General features: G+C 46.5%; 11 protein-coding genes and 2 pseudogenes. 12 read left to right on the top strand and 1 reads right to left on the bottom strand.

Annotation, left to right across the window (positions count from 1 at the left end):
- Positions 1 to 216: 216 nt before the first annotated feature.
- From DW033_RS10110 to DW033_RS10090, 5 genes are all read left to right on the top strand, one after another.
- Complete coding sequence (locus DW033_RS10110) at positions 217 to 1,899, top strand: hypothetical protein (protein WP_191215899.1); 1,683 nt, start codon at positions 217 to 219, stop codon at positions 1,897 to 1,899.
- On the top strand, positions 1,886 to 3,319 hold the full coding sequence (locus DW033_RS10105; protein WP_122382723.1) for a DUF3863 domain-containing protein: 1,434 nt from the start codon (positions 1,886 to 1,888) through the stop codon (positions 3,317 to 3,319). Before DW033_RS10110 ends, DW033_RS10105 begins: the two co-directional genes overlap by 14 nt.
- A gap of 7 nt (positions 3,320 to 3,326) precedes the next feature.
- Positions 3,327 to 5,159, top strand: coding sequence for a glycoside hydrolase family 2 protein (locus DW033_RS10100; RefSeq protein WP_122382722.1), 1,833 nt, complete (start codon positions 3,327 to 3,329; stop codon positions 5,157 to 5,159).
- Positions 5,160 to 5,258: 99 nt separating this feature from the next.
- Positions 5,259 to 6,404, top strand: coding sequence for a glycerate kinase (locus tag DW033_RS10095; RefSeq protein ID WP_122382721.1), 1,146 nt, complete (start codon positions 5,259 to 5,261; stop codon positions 6,402 to 6,404).
- A 12-nt stretch (positions 6,405 to 6,416) separates the two neighbouring features.
- Complete coding sequence (locus DW033_RS10090; RefSeq protein WP_005863520.1) at positions 6,417 to 7,664, top strand: GntP family permease; 1,248 nt, start codon at positions 6,417 to 6,419, stop codon at positions 7,662 to 7,664.
- A gap of 181 nt (positions 7,665 to 7,845) precedes the next feature.
- On the opposite strand, the pseudogene DW033_RS10085 reads toward DW033_RS10090, so the two are convergent.
- Positions 7,846 to 8,501 (bottom strand): annotated as a pseudogene (locus tag DW033_RS10085) (serine hydrolase).
- A 379-nt stretch (positions 8,502 to 8,880) separates the two neighbouring features.
- On the opposite strand from DW033_RS10085, the pseudogene DW033_RS10070 reads away from it, so the two are divergent.
- The 7 genes and pseudogenes from DW033_RS10070 to DW033_RS10040 all read left to right on the top strand — a co-directional run.
- Positions 8,881 to 9,579: pseudogene (locus tag DW033_RS10070) on the top strand (glycoside hydrolase family 97 catalytic domain-containing protein); the annotation flags it as partial.
- A gap of 200 nt (positions 9,580 to 9,779) precedes the next feature.
- Entirely contained in the window at positions 9,780 to 11,981 is a 2,202-nt protein-coding gene (locus DW033_RS10065; protein ID WP_008779022.1) for a GH92 family glycosyl hydrolase, read from the top strand.
- Positions 11,982 to 12,109: 128 nt separating this feature from the next.
- Positions 12,110 to 13,852 (top strand): ATP-binding protein, encoded by a 1,743-nt coding sequence (locus tag DW033_RS10060; protein ID WP_005863511.1) that lies wholly within the window; start codon positions 12,110 to 12,112, stop codon positions 13,850 to 13,852.
- 62 nt (positions 13,853 to 13,914) lie between these two features.
- Positions 13,915 to 14,862: a site-specific integrase gene (locus tag DW033_RS10055; RefSeq protein ID WP_122382720.1), complete on the top strand. Its 948-nt coding sequence runs from the start codon at positions 13,915 to 13,917 to the stop codon at positions 14,860 to 14,862.
- 359 nt (positions 14,863 to 15,221) lie between these two features.
- Positions 15,222 to 15,986: a DNA-binding domain-containing protein gene (locus DW033_RS10050; RefSeq protein ID WP_122382719.1), complete on the top strand. Its 765-nt coding sequence runs from the start codon at positions 15,222 to 15,224 to the stop codon at positions 15,984 to 15,986.
- Positions 15,987 to 16,159: 173 nt separating this feature from the next.
- Complete coding sequence (locus DW033_RS10045) at positions 16,160 to 20,650, top strand: C10 family peptidase (protein WP_122382718.1); 4,491 nt, start codon at positions 16,160 to 16,162, stop codon at positions 20,648 to 20,650.
- A gap of 117 nt (positions 20,651 to 20,767) precedes the next feature.
- A complete protein-coding gene (locus DW033_RS10040; RefSeq protein WP_122382717.1) occupies positions 20,768 to 23,452 on the top strand; it encodes an alpha-L-rhamnosidase in 2,685 nt (894 codons plus the stop codon).
- The last annotated feature ends 22 nt before the right edge of the window (positions 23,453 to 23,474 follow it).

Below are 23,474 nucleotides of genomic sequence, written 5' to 3'. Positions count from 1 at the left end.
TGCCTTTTTAGATCTAAGAAATGGCTTTTCACCCTCGCGAAGTACCTTTTAGATTTCTAAAAACGACTTTGCGCTTGTGAAATGCCATTTTTAGGTTTAAGAAATGGCTTTGCACCCTTGCGAAATGCTTTTTAGATCTCTAAAAATGATTTTACACCGGTGAAATGCCATTTCTAGAATATTTTATGAGAGTAAATGAATTTAAAATTGAATCGAATGTCATTCATAAAGAAGATAGGTCTTGTATGCTTTATCGTCTTCTGCTGTGCGGGATGCCGTAGCGCGGGAGAGAAACTGGTTGAGAGTGCGGCTGCTCCCCGTATTATCAACATCATCAATTTCATCCGCCAGACAGACTACCGGGTGGAGAACGCCGATAGCTTATTGTACGAGACGGTTTGTGAGCAAGTGAAATTGGTGAATAAATATGATTTACCGGCGACCTTTTTATTACAGTACGATGCGTTGATCAATCCATTGTACCAAGATCTGTTGAAAAGTAAACTCAATGATCATTCCGAGATCGGCGCTTGGTGGGAACTTACGCAACCGCAGATCGAGGCCGTCGGGATCAAGTGGCGTGGCGAGCATTCTTGGGTCTCGCACGCGAATATCGCTTTCAGCACCGGATATACGAAAGAAGAACGGGAGCGACTGGTGGATGTCTATATGGCGAAGTTCAAGGAGATATTCGGCACGTACCCGAAATCGATCGGCTCTTGGTTTATCGACGCACATACCTTGGGGTATATGTACGATAAATATAAGATCGTGGCGTCGTGCAACTGCAAGGACCAAGTGGGGACGGATGGTTATACCCTATGGGGTGGTTACTGGAACCAAGCCTATTACCCGAGCCGGGTAAACGCCTATATGCCGGCGCAGACCGAGGAGGGGCAAATCCCCGTTCCTATTTTCCGTATGCTGGGCAGTGATCCTATTTATCAGTATGATGATGGTCTGGGACAAGAGCGTCAAGGGGTGATCTCCTTGGAACCCGTGTATGAGAAGGCGGGCATGGATCGCCGCTGGGTGGATTATTTCTTGGAATCGATCGTGGATCAGCCTTGTCTGGCCTTCAATTATGCGCAAGCGGGACAGGAGAACTCTTTCACGTGGAGTAATATGAGCAAGGGACTGGAGATGCAGATCCCTATCTTGGACTCCTTGAGGAAGGAAAATAAGATCCGGGTGGAGACGCTGGGCGAATCCGGTGCGTGGTTCAAGGAATGCTTCAAGGTTACGCCGGCGACGGCTGTCACTACGTTGACGGATGTCCGTGGAGAAGGCAATAAGACGGTCTGGTTTAACAGCCGTTATTATCGGGCGAACTTATTGTGGGAGAAGGGAACGTTCCGCTTTAGGGATATCCATCTTTTCGACGAGAGCTATAAGTCCGCTTATCTGGAAAAGCCTGGAGACGGGAACCAGTTCTTGTTCTATACCTTGCCCGTCGTGGACGGATTCATGTGGAGCGAGGGACTCGATCGTGCCGGGCTTCGGATCGTCCGATTAGACAAGGATGGAGATAAGGAGGAACTTACCTTGGACCATCCGGTAGTGACGGAGATAGGCAAGGATACCTTGGTAGTTTCCGCCGAAGACTCAAAAGGCCATGCTTTCAAGATCACGTTCTATGAGACCCGCTTCGAGGTAGTCGCTCTATCAAAGGAGGCGGACTTCTCATGGGCTTTAGAGCTAAAGGCTGCGGCAGGGAAGGAGCTACCTTTCACCGTTATAGAGGATAAGGCGGTCAACGCTAGCTTCGATGGTTTCAACTACGTGATCACTTGCGAAAAAGGCCATATAAGGAAACCTGAATCTGGTTCGGATTATGTCTTTAGGATGTTTCCGTCGGATCAGGAAATAGTAATAGATTGTACAAATGCGAGAAAGTAATATGAATATATCAGTTTGGAGAAAATGGGTGATCGTATGGATGGTCGCTGTGCTCAGTGGTTTTCAATTAAGGGCGGCGGATCCTGTGGTCGTCCCGGCGAATACGGAACCGCTGACGATAGAAGGAAATCGTTTTGTCACCTTATGTATCATGATACGTACGACGCCTTGGGAAGTCTCCCGGGATGTCAAGTTACATCCCCGCGATGAGGTGGATTGGCATACGCTTGAGGGAGTGCGGGCCTTGCGGGAGGCTTTCGCCACGAATAACCCGAACGGTCGTCTTACATGGGGATTCACGATGAATGCCTTGGAGGACGGACGGAAGAATTACCGGGAGATCCGTGATTATGTAGTGGAGTGCCAAAAGAAATATGGGGATGAGGTTACTTATTTCCCCGGTTATTTTCCTGCGATGTATCTACCCCGTGAGCGGGTAAACCGTGAGATGTCGGAGGCGATAGAGATCATTTCTAAAATGGTAGGAAATGGTTATCGTCCCCAATCGATTATGGGAGGTTTCTTATCGGCCGATAATCTAAGATATCTGGCGGAGAAAGAGAACATCCATGTGGCGCACGCCGTGATCTGGAGCCAGCATAATATAGACGGTGGTGGCGCTGACGGTTCTCCTTCTTATCCTTTCTATCCCTCGACGGAACACTTCTGCAAGCCGGCGCAGGGAAAAAGCGATTTCATCGATTGCGTGAATCTGGATGGCTGGACGATGGACTTTATCTGTGCCCGCCGTAGCGGACAGACCGGACATGGTATCGATGGATATAACAGCCGTAGAGGTGTCGGCCCGATCGAGACGTACAAAGGTTGGGGGCTTGATTTGGGGCATCGTGAGGTGATGCACACGGAAGCGATTCACTTTGATAAAGGTCTTGAGTTGAATGGCTTTGGCTGGGTAGCCAATATCTGGGAGGCGCAGATGGTACATGAGTTCGGGAAGGATCTCATCTGCGATGCCATGAAGATGTGGGTAACGGGTACCAAGGAACGCTGGCCGGATACTCATTTCGTTACGTTCGGAGAATTTGGCGAACTTTGGAGAAAACAATATAAATCGAACGACGACTGGAACTATCGCTTCGTAGAACGAGGCTCTGGTTTGGGAGACTCTTATAATAATTTGGAGATAAAATGGTTTATGAATAAGGAATTCCGCTTGGCCTTATTACGTGATTGGCATACGAAAAATTCCCCGGCTTACGTCATCGACTTTACCCGTTATGATTTGCAAGCCCATGAACCTGCCGATCCCAGCCCCGAGAAACCGGCTAAGGATTGGAGCTTGATCAACAAAATCAATCAAAAAGGCCTCCGTCCGCAAGATAAGCCGGTCTTGATCGATAAGTTGGAGAAAGAAGATCAAGATTTGATCCGGAAATATTATCCGGAATTACTTAAATAGTTGGTTTATGAAAAAGATTACCGTTGTTTGTTTAGCTCTTTGCTCCTTTCTTTTTGGGGGAGATCTCTTACCCGTAAAGGCGCAAATCCTAGAGAAGTTCACATTGCCTACCCCATGGACAGAGGAGGCATTGAAGGCTGAGATTCCTTTACCGGAATATCCGCGTCCGCAGATGGTGCGTTCGGAATGGTTGAATCTGAATGGTATATGGGATTATATGGGAGGAAAAGACCTGCTCGATCCTGTTACGGCAACCACCCCTCCAGTCTTTCCCGCAAAAGTAGAAAAGATACGTGTGCCGTATCCTCCGGAATCGGAATTATCCGGTATAGCTCGTGGGGGTGATACTTGCCTGTGGTATAAGCGTAGCTTCTCTGTTCCTCAAGCATGGAAGGGCAGGAATGTATTGTTGAATTTTGGGGCTGTAGATCGGATCTCGTCTGTGTTTGTCAACGGTAAGAAGGTGGGTACCCATACGGGAGGGTACGATGCTTTTAGTTTAAATATTTCTGATTATTTGAAATCCGGTGAAAATGTCCTTGTGGTAGGTGCTTATGATCCTAACGACGGCCGGGCCGCTTCGGGCAAGAACGGCTCACGTGGAGATTATATTTTTACCTCCGGTATCTGGCAAACCGTTTGGCTTGAACCGGTAGAGAAACAATATATTTCTCAGATTAAGCTAGTGCCCGATTTAAAAAATAATCGGTTGGAAGTAATTGCTTATACGGAGGATAAGGAGTTAAAGGTAACGGCTATCGCAGATAATGGTACTTCAGAGGTGGCAAGAACCGAAGGAAATTCCAATATGAGTTTTTACTTGCCTATCCGGGAGTCCCGTCTATGGAGCCCGGATGATCCTTTCTTGTATGGTTTGAAATTACAGTTGAAAGATCGAAAGGGCAAGATAATCGATGAGGTATCCTCTTATTTTGGTATGCGCTCGGTTAGCATGGGAAAGGTAGATGGTGTGCTTCGGCCTTTATTGAACGGGGAGTTTGTTTTCCATATCGGTCTTTTAGATCAAGGTTATTGGCCCGATGGCGCGTTTACCGCTCCTACCGACAAGGCTTTGTTATATGATATAGAACTGGCGAAACGTGCGGGTTTTAATGTAATACGCAAGCATATCAAAGTAGAGCCTCAACGTTGGTATTATCATTGTGACAGGCTTGGCCTAATGGTTTGGCAAGATATGCCGAATCTTTGGGAGCCTGATGGTGAGGATTCTGTGGCGGTTCGTAAACAGTTCCGTGACGAATTGAAAGTGATGATTGACCAACACGTCAGCTCGCCTTCTATCGTGATGTGGGTCCCGTTTAATGAGAATTGGGGAGCCTTTGAAGCGACAGACATCACAGCTTGGGTGAAAAAGTACGATCCGAATCGTTGGGTAAACGGTATGTCGGGATATAATTACGCTCCGGGCTATCGGAAAGCTTATGGAGATACCGGAAATGGAGATTTCGTAGATATGCATCATTATGGCAAGATCGAGCCTAAGGCGATCCCCCGTCCCGATGATAAACGTGCTGCGTCCCTTGGTGAATTCGGAGGAAAAGGTCTATTTGTGCGTGGGCATATGTGGCCTGTACGCAATGACGCTTATGAGATGATGTTGAATAGAGAGGTCCTGACCGATACCTATGTATTAATGCTTACCGAGCTAGAGCAGATGATAAACTATTTCGGACTAAGCACGGCCATCTATACGCAGACTACAGATGTGGAACATGAGATAAATGGCTTGGTCACTTATGACCGAAAGGTGGAAAAGATGGATCTGGAGAAGGTTAAATACATCAATCAAGAGGTAATCAAATGTACACGGGCAAAATAAAGAATACCTAGTTAAGTTTATGGGAGTGTCCTCGGAAAAGGACACTCCTTTTTTATATATTTGGGCATCTTATTTTTCATGTTATAAAAAGGTTGGTAAATGAAAAAAATCGTTGTTGCTTCCGATTCATTTAAAGGCTCAGTATCTTCGATTGAAGTGGCTGAATGTGCCGAGTTGGCGATCCATAAGGTTTTTCCGGATTGCGAGGTCGTGAAAATCCCGGTTGGGGATGGGGGAGAAGGTACCGTGGAGACTTTGATTACGGCGATGGGTGGAGAAGCCGTATCTTGTGTCGTACATGATCCGTTGATGAGATCGGTCGAGGCCACTTATGGGATACTGGGAGATAATCGTACGGCGGTTATCGAGATGGCGACGGCGAGTGGTCTTACGTTAGTGCCTGTGTCGGAACGTAATCCCTTGAGAACAACGACGTATGGAACCGGTGAGTTGATAAAAGACGCTATGGATCGTGGTTGCCGGGATTTCTTGATAGGAATAGGGGGAAGCGCAACGAATGACGGAGGAACCGGTATGTTGCAGGCCTTGGGTTTTCGTTTTCTTGATAGAAAAGGGAATGAGCTGGGATTGGGTGGGCAGATCCTTAATCAGATTTATGAGATAGATTGCTCAAGGGCATTATCGCAATTGCGGGAAACTTCATTTACCATAGCCTGCGATGTGAATAACCCTTTTTATGGTGAGAAAGGGGCGGCGTATGTCTTTGCCCGCCAAAAGGGAGCGGACGACGCTATGGTCCGTTTGCTGGATGAGGGCTTGCGAAATTTTGCGGAAGTCATAAAAAGAACGGGACGAATAGAGATAGACGACATTCCGGGTGCGGGAGCCGCAGGTGGTTTAGGTGGAGGATTTGTCGCTTTCCTAAAGGCTGAACTTAAACCCGGTATCCAGATGGTTCTGGATGCCTTGCGTTTTGATGAATGTATACGGGGGGCGGATCTGATTATTACGGGAGAAGGTAAACTGGATAAACAGACTTGTATGGGAAAGACCCCATGCGGAGTATTGCAGGCAGGCATGAGACAGGGTATCCCGGTTATCGTAATGGGTGGTTCCGTAGAGGAGGTAGAGGCGCTTAATAAATCCGGGTTTCTGGCGGTCTTGCCACTTCTTCCTTATCCGGTTTCCTTGGAGCAGGCGATGGATAAGGATTTCACTTGCTGGAATATTGGGCGTGCCTTGGAACAACAATTGCGTGTAATCAAATATTATATGAATCACTAATACATGGGTATAATGAGTGCATGGGGAGCTTTTATCGGATTATTAGTGTCGATTTTCTTGATTATAAGAAAGGTATCGCCAGTCTATAGCCTTATTTTAGGGGCATTAGTAGGAGGATTATTAGGGGGTGTGTCGTTGCCGGAAACGATCTCTTTAATGATCAGTGGAGTAAATGACGTAACTCCGGCCGTCATTCGGATCTTGACGGCGGGAGTATTGTCGGGGATATTGGTGAAAACAGGTGCGGCGGCTTCTATCTCCAATACGATCATTTATAGATTGGGAGAACGGCATGTGTTTTTTGCGCTCGCTTTCGCTACGATGTTGCTGACGGCTATTGGAGTGTTTATTGATGTTGCTGTTATTACGGTGGCTCCGATTGCGTTGAGCATCGGCCGGAAACTGGCGGTTCCCCGGGGTAGCCTTTTGTTGATGATGATCGGTGGAGGCAAATGTGGCAATATCATTTCTCCAAATCCGAATACGATTATCGCCGCTGAGAATTTTCATGCGGATTTGTACTCTGTCATGTATGCGAACTTGATCCCGGCGTTGGTTGGCTTGTTGTTTACGGTATATGTCATAGGCCGTTTCTTACCCCGGCAAAATGGATTTTATGCGAACGAGGAGATAGATAACCTGCAAGCGGATCTCCCCTCCTTCGCCTCTAGCATGGTCGCTCCGGTAGTGACGATCCTACTGCTGTCGTTTCGCCCTTTATTCCATGTGGCGATCGATCCGATGATAGCCTTGCCCGTTGGAGGAATCGTTGGGATTCTGGCGATGAGGAAATGGTCATTGATTACGGACAGCCTCTCGTATGGACTCAAGAAGATGTCGAATGTCTCGATCCTGTTGGTCGGGACAGGCACTATAGCGGGAGTGATCAAGGCTTCCTCTATCAAGGATGTTTTATTAGATGCGTTATCGCATACGAATATGGGAGAGCTTTTATTGGCTCCGGTTTCCGGCGTATTGATGTCTGCCGCTACAGCCTCTACTACAGCCGGAGCGACAGTTGCCTCTTCGTCATTCGCGGATATTATTATCGCCGCCGGTATCAGTGGTGTCTGGGGAGCCGCTATGATTAATTCCGGTGCTACCGTGCTTGATCATTTGCCGCATGGATCGTTCTTCCACGCTACTGGTGGGGTAGCGGATATAAGCATTCGTGAGCGGTTGAGGCTGATTCCTTATGAGACCGCGATCGGCGCTATTTTGGCCGTTGGGACTATAATTGCTTATCTTACCGTGAATTAATTCTTTTCGTGATAAGGCTTAGTGTTTTCGTTTTGGAGTTATTCCCGAGTGTATTGGTCTACCTTGGATTTACGGTCATACAGATCGCATTTAGCCAGCATGGGTTGTCCGGCTTGCGCTATGTCTCGAAGGAGTGGTTACAGCGGATCGGCACGTATATGAAATGGCAATCCCTTGCATGCTAGTCTCTTTGGATATACTGATATACGATCCGGGATATATCCGCAATGATTGCCGCAGTTGCTTCCGGGCTCTCTTCCGAGTCTTTAGCGAATACCGCAATCGTATATCTTTCTTCATCCGGTAGGAAAACGAAACCTATGTCGTTCGTACCGATCAGTTGCCATCGGGCATTCAGGTCGCCCGTTCCTGTTTTATGCCCGATAATGGCATCGGTTGCCTCTAGCGGTTGAGCCAGCCGATCTTTTCCGGTCTCACATTCGATCATAGTCTGTTTGATGAACGTTTGATGAGGTTCGGTAAAGAGAGGGCGGGATACAAATAGGTCTAGCAGCTTGGCAGCATCCAGCGGAGAAGTCCAATTCTGATAGCATAATCGCAGGTCACGGTGCATATCTTCTTCTGTTTGGGAAATATATAAAGAAGTTGTGAGTGGTAATTTGTTTTGTTCCAGATAATGTATCACGGATAACGTACCTTATTATTCAGTGTAATCGTATCCTCGCCATTGATAATAACTGCGATTCCTACTTGGGCTTTTTTGTTGGCTATAGCTTCTCTCAATAATTTCTTTAATTCTCCTTTCTTGTCTTTGGCTATGACAGGTAGTGCGAATACAAGTAAGATTGAGAGAATCGTGCTAACGTATTTGTTCATGGAATATACCGTTTTTACGCGAAGGTAGGAAATTTTTCCATGTTCGGCTTGCCATTGGGTTATTGTATATTTTTCCAAAGGCGTTTACGATCTCATTATTTGTTTCTCAAAACACGTACGTGTTTTCCTGAATTCTCGTACATGTTTTTGAAAAAACACGTACATGTTTTCCCGAAAATATGATTGATGTTTTATTCTTTTGATTATTAATATATTATAGTGTAAGGTCGTTGAAGTACTTATTGTTTTTTTTACTTCTAGATTAACAGGAAATCTCAAAATGATCTCATCACCATATTGCCTGTCCATATATTTTTGATAATTAACCTTCGGAATTTGGGGCAGCCAAAGAACAAACAATTAAAGGATACTTCGCCTTATGGCAAAGGCGGCTAAACATCATTTGTTCGTGCAGTTCCATGGTTCCAGTAAGCCATCTGGATTACATCGGACTTATCCGAATGAATTTACCCGGGAAGGGACGCTCAATTATGAGAATTTCAAAGGATGTATGGTCACGACCGCGGATCATGATATATCTATGCCTTTTACCCGTTTATTGGCTGGAACTGCCGATTATCATTTAGGTGGGTTTCGGGCTCTTCCGAAAGACAAGTTTAAGATACAACAAAGCAACCCTTATGTCACTAGCACTCGCTGCCATATGCTAGCGATGTATGTCGTATTGGAGAGTTATTTGGGAATGATCTGCGATACTCCGGAAGCTTACGAAGGCCAGCCGGGATTCGAGTTCTTACAAACCGTACCGACTACTTGGGACAAAACGGTCGTACCGGATGCCTCTGTCAATGAGTATGTAGCGATCGCACGTAGGCATGGAGACGATTGGTACGTTGGGGCGATCAACAATAGTCAAGTCCGTAATGTGGAAATAGCCTTGGATTTCCTCGGTAAAGGAGATTATAAAGTAACTCTTTATAAAGATGCGCGAGACACGGATACCAATCCTAATCATCTTATCAAAGATACTTTAACTGTTACCGCAAAGGATAAAATAACAGTACCGCTCGCTTCAGATGGTGGTGCCGCTATGCATATTCAACCCGTATCCTTTTGATAAACTTTATTCTAGATAGAAAAGAGGTTCACTTCAAAAGGAAGGTAGCCTCTTTTCTAGTTATAATACGGGAACACGGCATGTAATTCTCTAGAGAGTTTTGCTTTGAATAGTTTACGATAGTTTTGCTTCATCAATTTTAATTTTCATCTTTGTAGGGAGACAGATGCTAGAGAATCGTTATTATTAATTACAATCTCATGAAGAAACTATTATTTCAGACAACCTTGTTTCTATTATTATGTAGTTGCATAAGTAAAATAGAAAAAACACCAGTAGATTATGTGAATAACCGGATTGGGAATATCAGTCATTTACTTGTGCCTACCTATCCCACTACCCACCTGCCTAACAGCATGTTGCGAATGATTCCGACTCATAATGAGTTTACGACGGATCGTATGGAGGGACTGGCCCTAAATAGTCCTTCCCATAGGCAAGGCCATTCATTGTTGCTGTTGCCTTATAGGGGGGACGTTAAGGATTTCGATGGGAATTTAAAATATCGATATGATCATGAGAAATCTACGCCTTATAATTATTCGGTGTATTTGGATGATTTCTCCGTAGGGGTGGATTTTGTGCCTGCTGCTAAATCGGCGATCTATCGTTTTCGGTTTGAGGATTCGGATCGACGGTTGATTTTGTTGAAAGCCAATGGAAAAGGAGAGATCGATATAAAGGATGGAGCTTTGTGTGGATATGATAATTTCGCCGGGATAAAACATTATTTTTATTTGGAGTTTGATGCCCAGCCCATTCAAGTTGATAGCCTCTCTCATTCTTTGGTATTTGCTGAATTTCCGGAATCGAAGGATGTGGTAAATGTTCGTTATGGAATTTCTTATATTGGAGTAGAGCAGGCCAAGCGGAATTTATATAATGAAATCAATGATTTCAATCTGGAGAAATTGGCCTCGCAAGCTCGTGATAAATGGAACGACGTGTTAGGCAAAATAAAGATTGAAGGAGGCACGGAGGATCAAAAGACCACATTTTATACCGCCTTGTATCGGGCGCACGAAAGAATGATCAATATTTCTGAAGATGGTAAATATTTTAGTGCGTATGACGGAAAGGTACATGAAGATAATGGGGTGGATTTTTGGGTGGATGATTGGGTATGGGATACCTATCTGGCCCTTCACCCGTTGCAAGTGTTATTGAATCCGGAGGCTCAAGAACAAAAACTGGCGTCTTATATCCGGATGTATGAGCAATCCGGGTGGATACCTACTTTCCCTTGTGTATTTGGGGATGCGCATTGCATGAACGGTAACCATGCGGCAGGTGTCTTTGCGGATGCCTTGAATAAAGGCTTGCGGTTTGACGTGGAAAAGGCTTTCGAGGGTATGAAGCATACGGTGATGACTGAGTCCATGATCCCTTGGTACCGGGGACCTAAAACGGCCTTGGATGATTTTTATCATGAGAATGGCTGGTTCCCCGCTTTGCATCCGGGAGAAAAAGAAGAGTTTACGGAGGTAGGACCATTTGAACAGCGACAAGCGGCAGCCGTAACTACAGCCGCATCCTATGACGATTGGTGTATCGCCCAATTAGCTAAACATTTGGGAAAAGATGAGGATTATCGATTCTTTCAGGATCGTTCTTATAATTACCGGAATGTCTTTAACAAAGAGACTCATTTCTTCCATCCGAAGGATAAAGATGGGAAGTTTATAGAACCGTTCGACTATATTTTTTCCGGAGGTATCGGGGCTAGGGCTTATTTTGATGAGAATAATGCTTGGACCTATAATTGGGATGTACGCCATCATATTCAGGATTTAATAGATCTTTTTGGAGGCAACACTCCTTTTATTGAGAGATTGGATCAGTTATTTGTTGAGGATATGAAAATGTCAAAATGGCAATATTACGCTCTTCATCCGGACGCTACGGGCAATGTCGGGCAATTCGTGATGGGAAATGAGCCTAGTTTCCATATTCCTTATCTGTATAACTACGCCGGTCAACCGTGGAAGACGCAAAAACGGATTCGTATGCTTATGGAAAGTTGGTTCAGGAATGATCTGATGGGTGTTTGTGGTGATGAGGATGGTGGTGGAATGTCGGCTTTCTATGTATTCTCCGCTTTAGGTTTCTATCCGGTTTCTCCGGGAGTGCCTGTTTATACGATAGGTAGTCCTTTATTTGATAAATCGGAGATTCAGTTGGCGAACGGGAAAGTGTTTACCATGATCGCTCATGGGGTTTCGTGGGAAAATAAATACATTCAATCCGCTAAGTTGAATGGCGCCGAGTATAATAAGACGTGGTTTACTCATGAGGATGTCATGAAGGGAGGAACATTAGAATTGTTTATGGGAGACCGCCCTAATAAGAAGTGGGGAGTGGGAGAAGGTGCGAATCCTCCTTCTGGTGAGTTTGTCGATTGATTTGGTTTGACGGCATGATTCTACGGTCAAAGATTCGTGAAATCATTTTGTAGATGTTATCTTTGCGTAAGTAAGTTACGAACAAGTGATTTATTCGTAAGTGACAAATAAACAGGAGGAGATATATTATGGCAACGAAGCAAATTCCATATGGCCTGACGGATTTCGAGCGAATCCGTACCGCCAATTATTATTATGTTGATAAGACTCGCTATATTGCGGAGGTGGAGCGGAACGCAAGTTTCTTTTTCCTTATCCGCCCGCGCCGTTTCGGGAAGTCGCTATTCTTGAATGTCCTCAGATGGTATTATGACGTGAACCGTAAGGATTCTTTTGAGGAACTCTTCGGCGACTTATATATCGGCTCCCATCCGACCCCGGAGCAGGGACAATATCTTGTACTGGATTTCAATTTCGCAGGCGTGAACCCAGATCCTGACGAGTTGATCCGCTCTTTTAATGATCACTGTGCCGCTCGTTTCCGGGAGTTTGCCTACTACTACGAACGTTTCTTCAATCCGGGCTTCCGGGAGAAAATGGAGAGTCTGCCAAATGCTGACGAGAAGTTGACCTACACGATCAGTGAGGCTAAACGCTTGAATCTCTCTATCTATCTCTTCATTGACGAGTATGATAACTTCACCAACGCTATCCTCGCCAATATGGGTGAGAAGCATTACAAGGCATTGACACACGGTACGGGCTTCTTCCGTTATTTCTTCAACAAACTGAAAGAAGGGGCTACGGGCGATGGCCCTATCAAGCGCATGTTTATCACTGGGGTATCTCCAGTGACGATGGACGACGTGACCAGCGGTTTCAATATCGGAGCCAACATGACGACAGATTACCGCTTTAATGGAATCATAGGTTTTAGCGAGGGAGAGGTACGGGAGATGCTGGCCTATTACAAGAGCGAGACAGGTTTTGAGGATAGTGTGGACGATCTGATCAACTTGATGAAGCCGTGGTACGATAACTACCGTTTCTCTACGAAGAGTCTGGACGAGCCTATGTACAACTCGGATATGGTACTGTATTTCATCAGCAATTACCTGCCCTTGAGATCGGCCCCGGATAAGATGATCGACAACAACATCCGCACGGACTACAACAAGCTCCGCCATTTGATCCGTCTCGACAAGCGGTTCGGCACGAACGCTTCGATCATCCAGGAGATCGTGAACAACGGCGAGACCACCGCAGTAATCAAGGATGCTTTTCCTGCCGAGGATATCGCCAAGCCGGACAACTTCAAGAGCCTGCTTTACTATTTCGGGTTGCTCTCCATCAAGGGTACCAAGCGTGGAGATACCCTTCTGGGCGTTCCCAACCTGACGGTACGTGAGCAATTATATACCTATCTGATCGAGGCTTACCGGGAAGCTGATGTCTTCTCAATAGAGTTATACAAGCTTCATGATCTGGTAAAGGACATGGCTTACGACGGAGACTGGAAGCCTGTGTTCGAGTATTTTTCCTCCGAGCTGGAGCGGCAGAGCGCTATCCGCGAGTTCATAGAGGGGGAGGCGCACGTGAAAGGTTTCCTACTGGCTTATCTAGGCTTGACCCGTACCTATATAATTTATCCGGAGTATGAGGCCAACAAGGGGTACGCCGATTTCTACATGATGCCCGACTTGATCCACCAGCCCGAGATAGGCTTTAGCTATATCGTGGAGGTGAAATACGCCCGTCGGGACGCTTCCGAAACGGAAATCGAGGCGTTGAGAGCCGAGGCCGCCATCCAGTTACGCCGTTACGCCGCAGACCCGAAGGTTCACGCTACTAAGGGGGATACGGAGCTTCGTCTTGTCACCTTGGTCTTTAAGGGTTGGAAGCTTGCTGTTTGCGAGATGGACTTGGCTTGATTTTGTTTTTATGCTATTTTTGATGGTAGATAATAATACGTTTAATCATCAAAAAAGGAGATATGAGCAAGAGAAAGAATAACCGCTTGGGCAAGGCGGGCATCACATTTTATACCTATGCCACCGAACGCATCCGGGAGAAACGTTTAGCGGGGAAACATAACACTGCCGATTTATATAGGACGACCCGTAATTGGATCTGCGCCTTTCTGGGTAGGAGAAACCTTCTTTTCCCGGAGATAACCCCGGGCTTAATAAGCCGTTTTGTCGCTTATCTGCAATCCGCCGGCTTGCGAGTGAATACCGTGAATACATACCTCAGCAACTTTCGCTCGATTTATAACCAAGCTTGTCGGGATGGTCTGTTGCCGGCTTGCGTCGTATCGCCTTTCGCGTACTTGAACTTGAAGCGGGAAAGAGCCGGATCTAGGGCGTTGGGAAACGAGTCGCTCCGGGAGATCGTGACCTTGAAGTCTGAGGAGCCGGATTTGGCGTGCGTGATCGACTATTGTACGTTCGCCTATTTATCTTGCGGCATGCCTTTCGCGGATATGGCTCGCTTGACTACGGCGAACCTGTATGGCGAGGAGATCGTATATCGGCGTAAGAAGACGGGGACCTTAATCCGTGTCGGGATAACAGCGGGGATGCGGCGGTTGATTAATAAGTATGCGGACGCTTCTTCCCCGTACCTTTTCCCTATTTTATCTCCGGGTAGAGAGGTAGGGCATGAGGAATACAAGGCGATACTGCGTTCGTATAATAACTCGTTGAAGAAGATCGGTCGTGCGCTATCTCGTCCCATTCATCTGACCTCGTATGTTTTCCGCCATACATGGGCAACGAACGCCTTGCGGAAACAAGTCCCTTTATCGATCATTAGCCAAGCGTTGGGGCATACCTCGGAAAAAACAACACGTTTTTATCTGGCCTCTTTGGAACAGTCGGAATTGAATCGTGCGAACGCTAGGGTGACGGAAGAGGTGGATTTGCTTTTGGCGGTTGGATGATGCCCTTATTCGCGAAATAAGGGGAGGAGCCTATTCTGCATAAAAATTACCTATAATAGGCTATTTTCAACGGAAGGCTTGGCAAATGTAAAAAATATTATTGATAAACAATCACTTTTATCTATTTATTAAGAAATAGGAATTGAAGGGGATACAGATATCGTATCCTCTAATTAATCCAAATTTATGCTTATTGCGCATATATCGTGGATATGCGGTTAAAAATAGTGGTTATGCGTGTTTTTTTAGTTTATGTTGGACGTGCGATAGGCTCCTCCCCTTATTTCGCGAATAAGGGTGATAAACATTATTAAAAGGTAACGCCCCACTACCACGGGGCATTAAAGACAAAAAACATCATGGCAGAAGAAAAGACCATCTTGACCGTAGATCTGTACGACAACGTGTTAACCGAGAAAACCGGTGATTTCACCGGAAAGATCCGCATTACCGGAACCACGCGAACCTCAGACATCTCGAACCGCATCGTGAAGAAACGTACCGAGTATCGTCCGGAGACAATCACCAACATCCTCGACCTCTCCTACGACGAGATGATCGAGGCCCTCGCCCAAGGCCGTTGCGTGGTGAACAAGTTCGGGCAATGGCTGCTCACTATCAACGGCTCGTTCGACGGGAAGAAATCGGACTTCCGCTCTCCGGAGAATAAGATCACCGTAATGTTCACCCCCAGCGCCACCCTCCTGAAGGCGCTAGAAAACATCTACGTGAACGCCGACGTAGCCACTGTGGGCCCGATGATCGAGAGCCTCACGGATTCTACCACGAAGGAGAAGAACCTCCATATCACTCCGAACGCCCCGGCCATCATCTTCGGCAGCACGCTGCTTATCAAGGGGGATGATCCATCTGTAGGCGTCTACTTCACCAAGGACGAGGAGGGCGCCACGCCAACGAAAGCCTCCCTTATCGTACGTAACACCAAGAGCGAGATAATTATCCAGATCCCGCAACTCGCCGAGGGGCAGTACTGGCTGAGCGTCACTACGCAGGCGGGGGCGAATTACGGCTTGGTGAAGGATCCCCGTACCTATAAGTTCCCCATCCTCCTGACGGTAGGTGCCGGAGGCGGAGGCGATAGCGAAAGCCCGGACGAGATCTGATAAGGCAGAGAGCCTCATCTATGAGGGCTGATAAAGCCTAGGCTCTCACCCCTCATAGACGAGGCTCTCTCATGGTTCATGGCCTAGGCTCTCTCACCGGTCATAGACGGGAAGCTATGAGCATACCCGTGAACGAATGTTAAATCTTTTATTCATTATAAATATTATCGTGTATGAGAAAACAAATTCTACTAATCATCATCCTTTGCCTGTCGGCCATGATGGTCCGGGCAGAAAGGATAGACGTGTCCACGGCTCGCAAGGTGGCGGAGAACGTGGCTAACGCGGGTTCGGGCTTGCGCTCGGCTGGAGACTTGACGTTGGTTTATGCGGCGGCTCCGGGAAAATCGAGTTCTGCGCTACGAAGCGGGACGGTTGATGGTGCTGCGGACTATTTCGTGTTTAACGTACCGGGAAACAAGGGGTTCGTGATCGTCTCCGGCGATGATCGTGCTTACCCGGTTCTAGGACAATCGGACGAGGGTAATTTTGATCCGGATAATTTACCGGAGAATCTACGGGCGATGCTGGCGTACTATCAAGAGCAAATCACGTATGCGGATAAAATAGACATGAGGGCCTCTGTTGCTATGGAAGCCGAATGGAACCGTTACTTAAGCGGCTATTTAAGGGCGGCTACAGGAGAAGTGTTATTGCCAACGGCTAATTGGGGGCAAGGAGATCCTTTCAATCGACAAACTCCTTTGAAGAATGGACAACATGCGCCGACAGGTTGTATGGCGACCGCTGTAGGTATCTTGATGAAATATCATGGTTATCCGGAACAAGCCCGCCCGGAAAATAGAGTCCCGTCATATAACGACTTATCCATATCCTACGGGAGTTACGATTGGAATAATATACCAAACGAGTTGACTGGTTCTTCTGCCGCAGAGCATATCGGCGCAGTCTCGAATTTGCTATGGCAAGTAGGGGCAAACATGAGCATGCGATATGAGCCTGAGGAAAGTTCCGCATATATTGATGATGCGTTAGTGGCGATGAGGGATGTGTTCGGGTATAGCCGACAGATGAAGCACTTGCTTCAAAGTTTTTCGGATATGGATTATTCATGGGAAGAATGGGAACGGATCATCCATGAGGAATTAGACAATGGACGCCCTGTCCTTTATGGAAGCGAGACCGAGACAAGGGTAGACGCTTTCTATGGTAAGGCGCATGCCTTCATCTGTGATGGATATGACACTTATGGCCGCTATCATATCAACTGGGGATGGGGCGGTATGTATAACGGATTCTATGTGCTTTCGTCGCTCGACCCCAAGAACGATCAGACATGGGGGGGCTACAACCGGGGGCATGAGATGGTGATAAATATAAAACCAAACAAGGATAGCGAGAATAACGCCTCACTATATGTATATGAATCAGCACAGGGAAATGGATTTGAAATACGCACGAATGGGAAATGTGAGGATATCGTTATGTTTCCCATCATAAATACGGGAAATGTACCTTTCGAAGGTTACTTAACCTATGCTTTGACAGATCGTGAGGGAAATATAAAGAGTATAGGCTACGTAAATGAAGCATCAATAGGAAATACGATTTATGGGAATAGGCATCCCGGTAATTTTATCGTGGAGATGTCCGAGGATGATTACGTAATGGTCGCTTGTTCCACGGACAAGAAGAATTGGACGGTGATAAGAGGACTTTCTCCTGAGATCGCAGATATGTGTAGTGTGGAGGGGCCGGTATCAGACCAAAAGGTCTATTATGATTGGGAACTTGATTGCCGTAACGGGGGGCTAGGCTTGGAAGCCCCGGGAAAGTTGGAGTATAATAAGGATATAACCGTCAAATTAGTCGCCAAACCGGGATTTACCTTGCCCAAGGCGAATGACATTTCGATACAAGAAGCTTATTATCAGTCTATCTCTATAAATCATGCATGGCCACAACCAGATTATGCTACCTATAATGAACAAACAGGCGAGTTATATATATCACGCATATTTGGGCATTTGTATATAAGTGCGAATGGAATACAGGTCAGTGATGATGTCTATAAATACTCGGACACCTCTCTAGCCTCGCTTAGCTATAGGATAAATGGCACTTCCATCCCTATTACGTTAAATAGCGAATGGAAATCCTACACAGTCTTTCTGCCCAAAGACTTAAAAGACAGGCCTCAGCTAAGTCTTGAGGCCAAGGCTGTCCAAGGCGAGGCGAAGGTTGATATAACTAACCCAGTATGGAAAGGAGATTTCGCAGAAGGGAAGATCAAGATTACGGCTATGAACGGAGATGACAGTATGATATATACCGTATTATTTAAGCAGTCGGACACTCCCGACACTCCCGGCAAACCCGCCACATATTCTGTTAAGGCAAATTTGTCGAATCTGTCTTCTTCCCCTACTATCACGAACGCTACGACCGTGAAAGAAGGAGAGACATTCTCGTTTACCTTATCGGCGAATAGCGGTTACATGCTTCCGACATCCATTACGATAAAGATGTCCGGTTCCACTTTAGAGGCAGGAAAGGGATATACCTACGATGCCAAGACAGGCAAAGTAGAGATATTGAATGTGAGAGGTGAGGTAGCCATTACCGCTGAAGGAGTGTCTGAACCATCCGTTTATAAGATAACGGCAGAATTGAAGAACCTAACCTCCACGCCGGCCATTACCTCGGCTACGACCGTGAAGGAAGGCGAATCGTTCACTTTCACCTTGAAAGCCGCTACGAACTACAAGCTTCCGGATGCGATCAGTATCTTGAAGGGCAATGACGCATTGACAGCGGAAGAGTTCACCTACGACGCTAAAACGGGTAAAGTCGTGATCAAGGCAGTTTCCGGTGACTTGACCGTGAAAGCTTCCGGTATTGATGATCGCCATTATGAGGTGATACTCAATTTGGCTGGAGTTACTTCCGAACCTGCTTCTTTTGATCCGGTATTAGTTAATGGCAAAGTTGAATTGACCTTGAAGGCGGCTGAAGGTCATATACTTCCAACCACGATCACGGTGAAGATGGGTGATAAGACCTTGGTTGCCGGTACGGATTATACCTATAACACTTCCACAGGAGCTTTCTCTTTGGCGAAGATTACAGGGAAGCTCTCCATTACCGCACAAGGTGTGAAAAAGAGCTATTCAGTTACCGCTACATTGGCAAATATAACTTCCGATATCAAGTCGGACACTAAAGTTCAATTTGGTGAAGCCTTCGCTTGTGTACTTTCCGCAAATGAGGGTTATACACTTCCAACTGAGATCACGGTAACGATGGGTGGTAAAACATTGGTAGACGTAACTGATTATACCTATGATGCCGCTACGGGAAAAATCTCTTTGAAGAAAGTAACCGGTGAGTTAGCGATCACGGCGCAAGGCGTACAGAAGAGCTATGCGGTAGCCCTTATGTTAAAAGACTTGACTTCTGATATCTCGCAAGGCAAGAAGATTAAACATGGTGAGACCTTGACCGGTAAGTTATCTGTAGTGACCCCACAGTACGGGCTTCCTTCCACGATCGAGGTGATGATGGGTGGTAAAGTGCTGGCTGCTGGTTCCGGTTATTCCTATGATCCGAAGACCGGGGAGATAGAAATAAAGAACGTAACCGCTGAGGTTTCCATTAAAGCTTCTGGTGCGGAGATCTTCCAAGTGAAAGAACAGACCGAGAACATAGAGATTAAGACTTCCGGAGAGACTGTGAAAGAAGGAGAGCCATTCAAATGTGAATTAGCACCAGCTACGGGATACAAATTCCCTTATGTCATAAAGGTGATGATGAATGGTCGTTTGTTGAAGCAAAAGAATTTGCTTAGGGCATCAGGTTCTGAGTACTATACGTATGACAATACGACGGGAATAATCGAGATTGAGAATGTGGATGGCGAGATCGTTATTGAGGCGAAAGGTGTACAAGAGGGCTTCTTTGAGGTAATCCCGAATCTTGTTAACCTCACTTCCGATCCGGCTTCTTTCGAGCCTTTGGCTAAGGATTCCAAAGTGGAACTTACGCTGAAAGCAGCCTCCGGCTATACGCTTCCGACATCCATTACTGTGAAGATGGGAGAGAATACGCTAGCGTCTACGGATTATACATACAATTCTGGCACGGGTGCTTTCGCATTGGAGAAGATCACGGCTACCTTGGTGATTACGGCGGCAGGTAATAGGATTCCGGATCCGGAACCAGAACCGGAGCCAACCCCGACCACCTACATGGTGACATTGCCGGTTGTAGAGGGCGCTACCTTGATTGCGGAGTCTTCCACGAATGTAGAATCCGGCAAGAGTTTTGCGTTCACACTGACTTTGAAGGACGGCTACAGTGCGCCTCAACTGACAGTGAAAGCGAATGGCTCAGTACTTGGTCCGGTATCAAGCGGCCGTTATGTGATTGAGAAAGTAACGAGTAATATCGTTGTTACCGTAACAGGCATCGTGAAAGATAATCCTACTGATAACGCAGAGGTAGATCCCAATGGCTTGCGAGTATGGGGAGAGAATGGACGATTGCATATCCAGACTCCTGTTATGGACACAGCTTGTATCGTTACATTCGAAGGGCGTTTGTATAGGAACTTATCTTTGCCTGTAGGCGAGACTATCACGAGTATTCCACAAGGGTCTTATATAATTTATATTGGCAACCAATCCTACAAGATCCGCTTCTAGCCATTCTTGAGGAATCATAGGAAGGCGAGTCATTTGCGAGTGGCTCGCCTTTCTTGTTTAATAAATCTTAATATTTACCGGGGATATAAGTATCGTAAGCCATTAGAAAGTATATTCATGCGTAATCTCAATCTATTTATCATGAAATGTATATCTATCTACTTTGTGACCCTATTGTTACTGATGTCGGGCTGTGAATCCGGGCGGAGGATCATCTTAAAAGATCTTCGTTGTGAGAACTTGGAGAATCCGGTCGCAATCGACAATACCCATCCCCATTTTAGCTGGAAAATCGAGACAGACGGGCAAACTATGCGGCAAGCGTATTTTGAGATACAAGTAGCCACGGATAGTTCCTTGCTGGCTCAAGGCAAAGCCGATCTATGGAATTCAGGTAAGGTGGAATCGTCCGCTTCCGTGATGGTCCCTTATCGAGGAAAAGAGTTGCGATCTAGTGTGCTGGCCTATTGGAAAGTCCGGGTATGGGGCGATAAAGGGGAATCCTCGGACTGGAGTCTGGTCAATCGCTTTGGGATCGGGCTTTTGGATAAAGCGGAATGGCAAGGGAAATATATAGGGATGCCGGATGAGAAGAATCCGATGTTAAGGAAGAAGTTCGAGCTTCAAGACCGTGATGCCACATTACTCCTTCATGTAAACTCCTTAGGGTATCATGAGATCTATTTAAATGGGAGGAAGGTATCGGAAGATGTTCTCTCGCCTGCGGTATCTCAATTAAACAAAAGATCATTATCGGTGACGTACGATCTTACGCCGTACGCAAAGCAGGGAATAAACGACTTATTGCTCTGGTTGGGCCGTGGCTGGTACAGAAAAGCTACTTTTAATGCCGTTCATGATGGGCCGTTGGTTAAACTGCAATTGGACAAGATTCAAAGAAATGGCACTACAAGTACGCTACTCGTTACGGATAGCTCTTGGGAAGGCCGGGGAAGTATGTATGGTGAGACCGGTACCGGTACTTGGTATCCCCATCAATTCGGGGGTGAATGTGTGGATGGGCGGAAGGCGTTGCCGGATTTGACAACGGCTACGCTCGACGAACTGGATTGGAAGCCGGTGTTGGAGGTGGAGGTACCCGGGATAGAGGTAAGTCCCCAGATGTGTGAGCCTAATCGAATACAAGAGATTATCCGTCCCAAAGGAATCAAACAAATAGGGGACAGTATTTGGCTCGTAGATATGGGAAAGGCGTTAAATGGTTGGGTTGAGCTGAGTTTCCCAAAATTACCGGAAGGTCATCGGGTCCGTATGGAATATACGGATTGGTTAAACGAAAACGAAGATTTCAAGCCACAAGAGGAGAACGGACAGTATGAGGATTGGTATATCGGTTCCGGACAAGGCAAAGAGGTATTCCGAAATAAATTTAACCACCATGCGTTTCAATATATAAGGATATCCGGTTTGGCGAAAGCTCCCGAGGAGGTAACTGGCTATCTGATTCATACGGATTATAAGGATGCCTCGTCTTTCGAGTGCTCGGATCCGGACTTGAATGCTATCTATGCGATGATCAAATATACTTTCAAGAACCTAGCTTTCAGTGGTTATATCGTAGACTGCCCGCATTATGAGCGTATGGGATACGGTGGGGATGGAAATGCCTCTTGTAAGAGTTTCCAGACATTGTATGAGGGCTCTTCCGTGTATATGAACTGGATGCAGATGTGGCAGGATTGCCTCCGTGAGGATGGGGGGATGCCGCATTGCGTACCGAATCCATACCCGGCGGGAGGTGGTCCGTATTGGTGTGGCTTTATTATCACGGGATCGTGGCAGACTTATTTGAATTATGGGGATAGCCGTCTGATCGAGCGATATTATCCGGTTATGCGACATTGGTTGCGTTATGTGGATGCGTATACGGTCGATGGGTTGCTGAAACGTTGGCCGGATACGGATTATCGGGCATGGTATTTAGGGGATTGGTTGGCTCCGGCGGGTGTCGATTATACGGCGCAGTCATCGGTAGATCTGGTTAGCAACTGCTTTATAAGCGATTGCCTCACTACGATGGAGAAGATCGCGAAGGTATTGGGGAAAGCGGAGGATGCCGCTAAGTATAAAGAGCGTCGCCAACGATTGAACGAGCTTATCCAGAAGACTTTCTATGATCCGGAGAAGAAACAGTACGCTACAGGCTCCCAGATCGATCGGATTTATCCGATGTTGGTCGGCGTGACAGATGAACAGCATATGCCCGAGGTAAAGGAAGGTTTATATCGAGAGACTTTGGAGAATTGTAAGGGCCATATCGGTTCCGGTTTGGTGGGTGTTACGATCTTGACCGATTGGGCGATAAAGAACGGAGAGGCTGATTTTCTCTATTCCATGCTGAAAAAGAGAGAGCAACCGGGATATCTATATATGATCGATCAAGGGGCTTCTACGACTTGGGAATACTGGTCGGGAGAACGTAGTAAGGTTCATAATTGTTTCAATGGCATTGGCGCTTGGTTCTGTCAGGCGATCGGAGGGATCTTGCCGGATGAGGATAGGCCGGGCTATAAACATTTCTTTATCAAACCGCAAGTGCCGGATGGCGTGACGTGGGCGAGGGTGGCGAGAGAGACCCCTTACGGTACGGCACGTGTGTCTTGGACTATGGAGAACCGATCGCTCTCGCTTGATCTGGAAATTCCTGCGAATAGTACGGCGACTTTTATCGCTCCCTTTAACGTATCGAATTGTGTGTTAGATGGGAATAATGTAGAGATATCGCTGGGTTCGATCTTGTTGGAAAGTGGAAAACACACGCTATCGCTGCCTGCGGAATAGGAATCATATGATTCCCTTCTTT

The sequence above is a fragment of the Parabacteroides sp. AF39-10AC genome, from assembly GCF_003635405.1.
GTDB lineage: Bacteria > Bacteroidota > Bacteroidia > Bacteroidales > Tannerellaceae > Parabacteroides > Parabacteroides distasonis.
The sequence above is the reverse complement of the archived record's forward strand: the minus strand, read 5'-3'. Positions and strand labels throughout refer to the sequence as shown.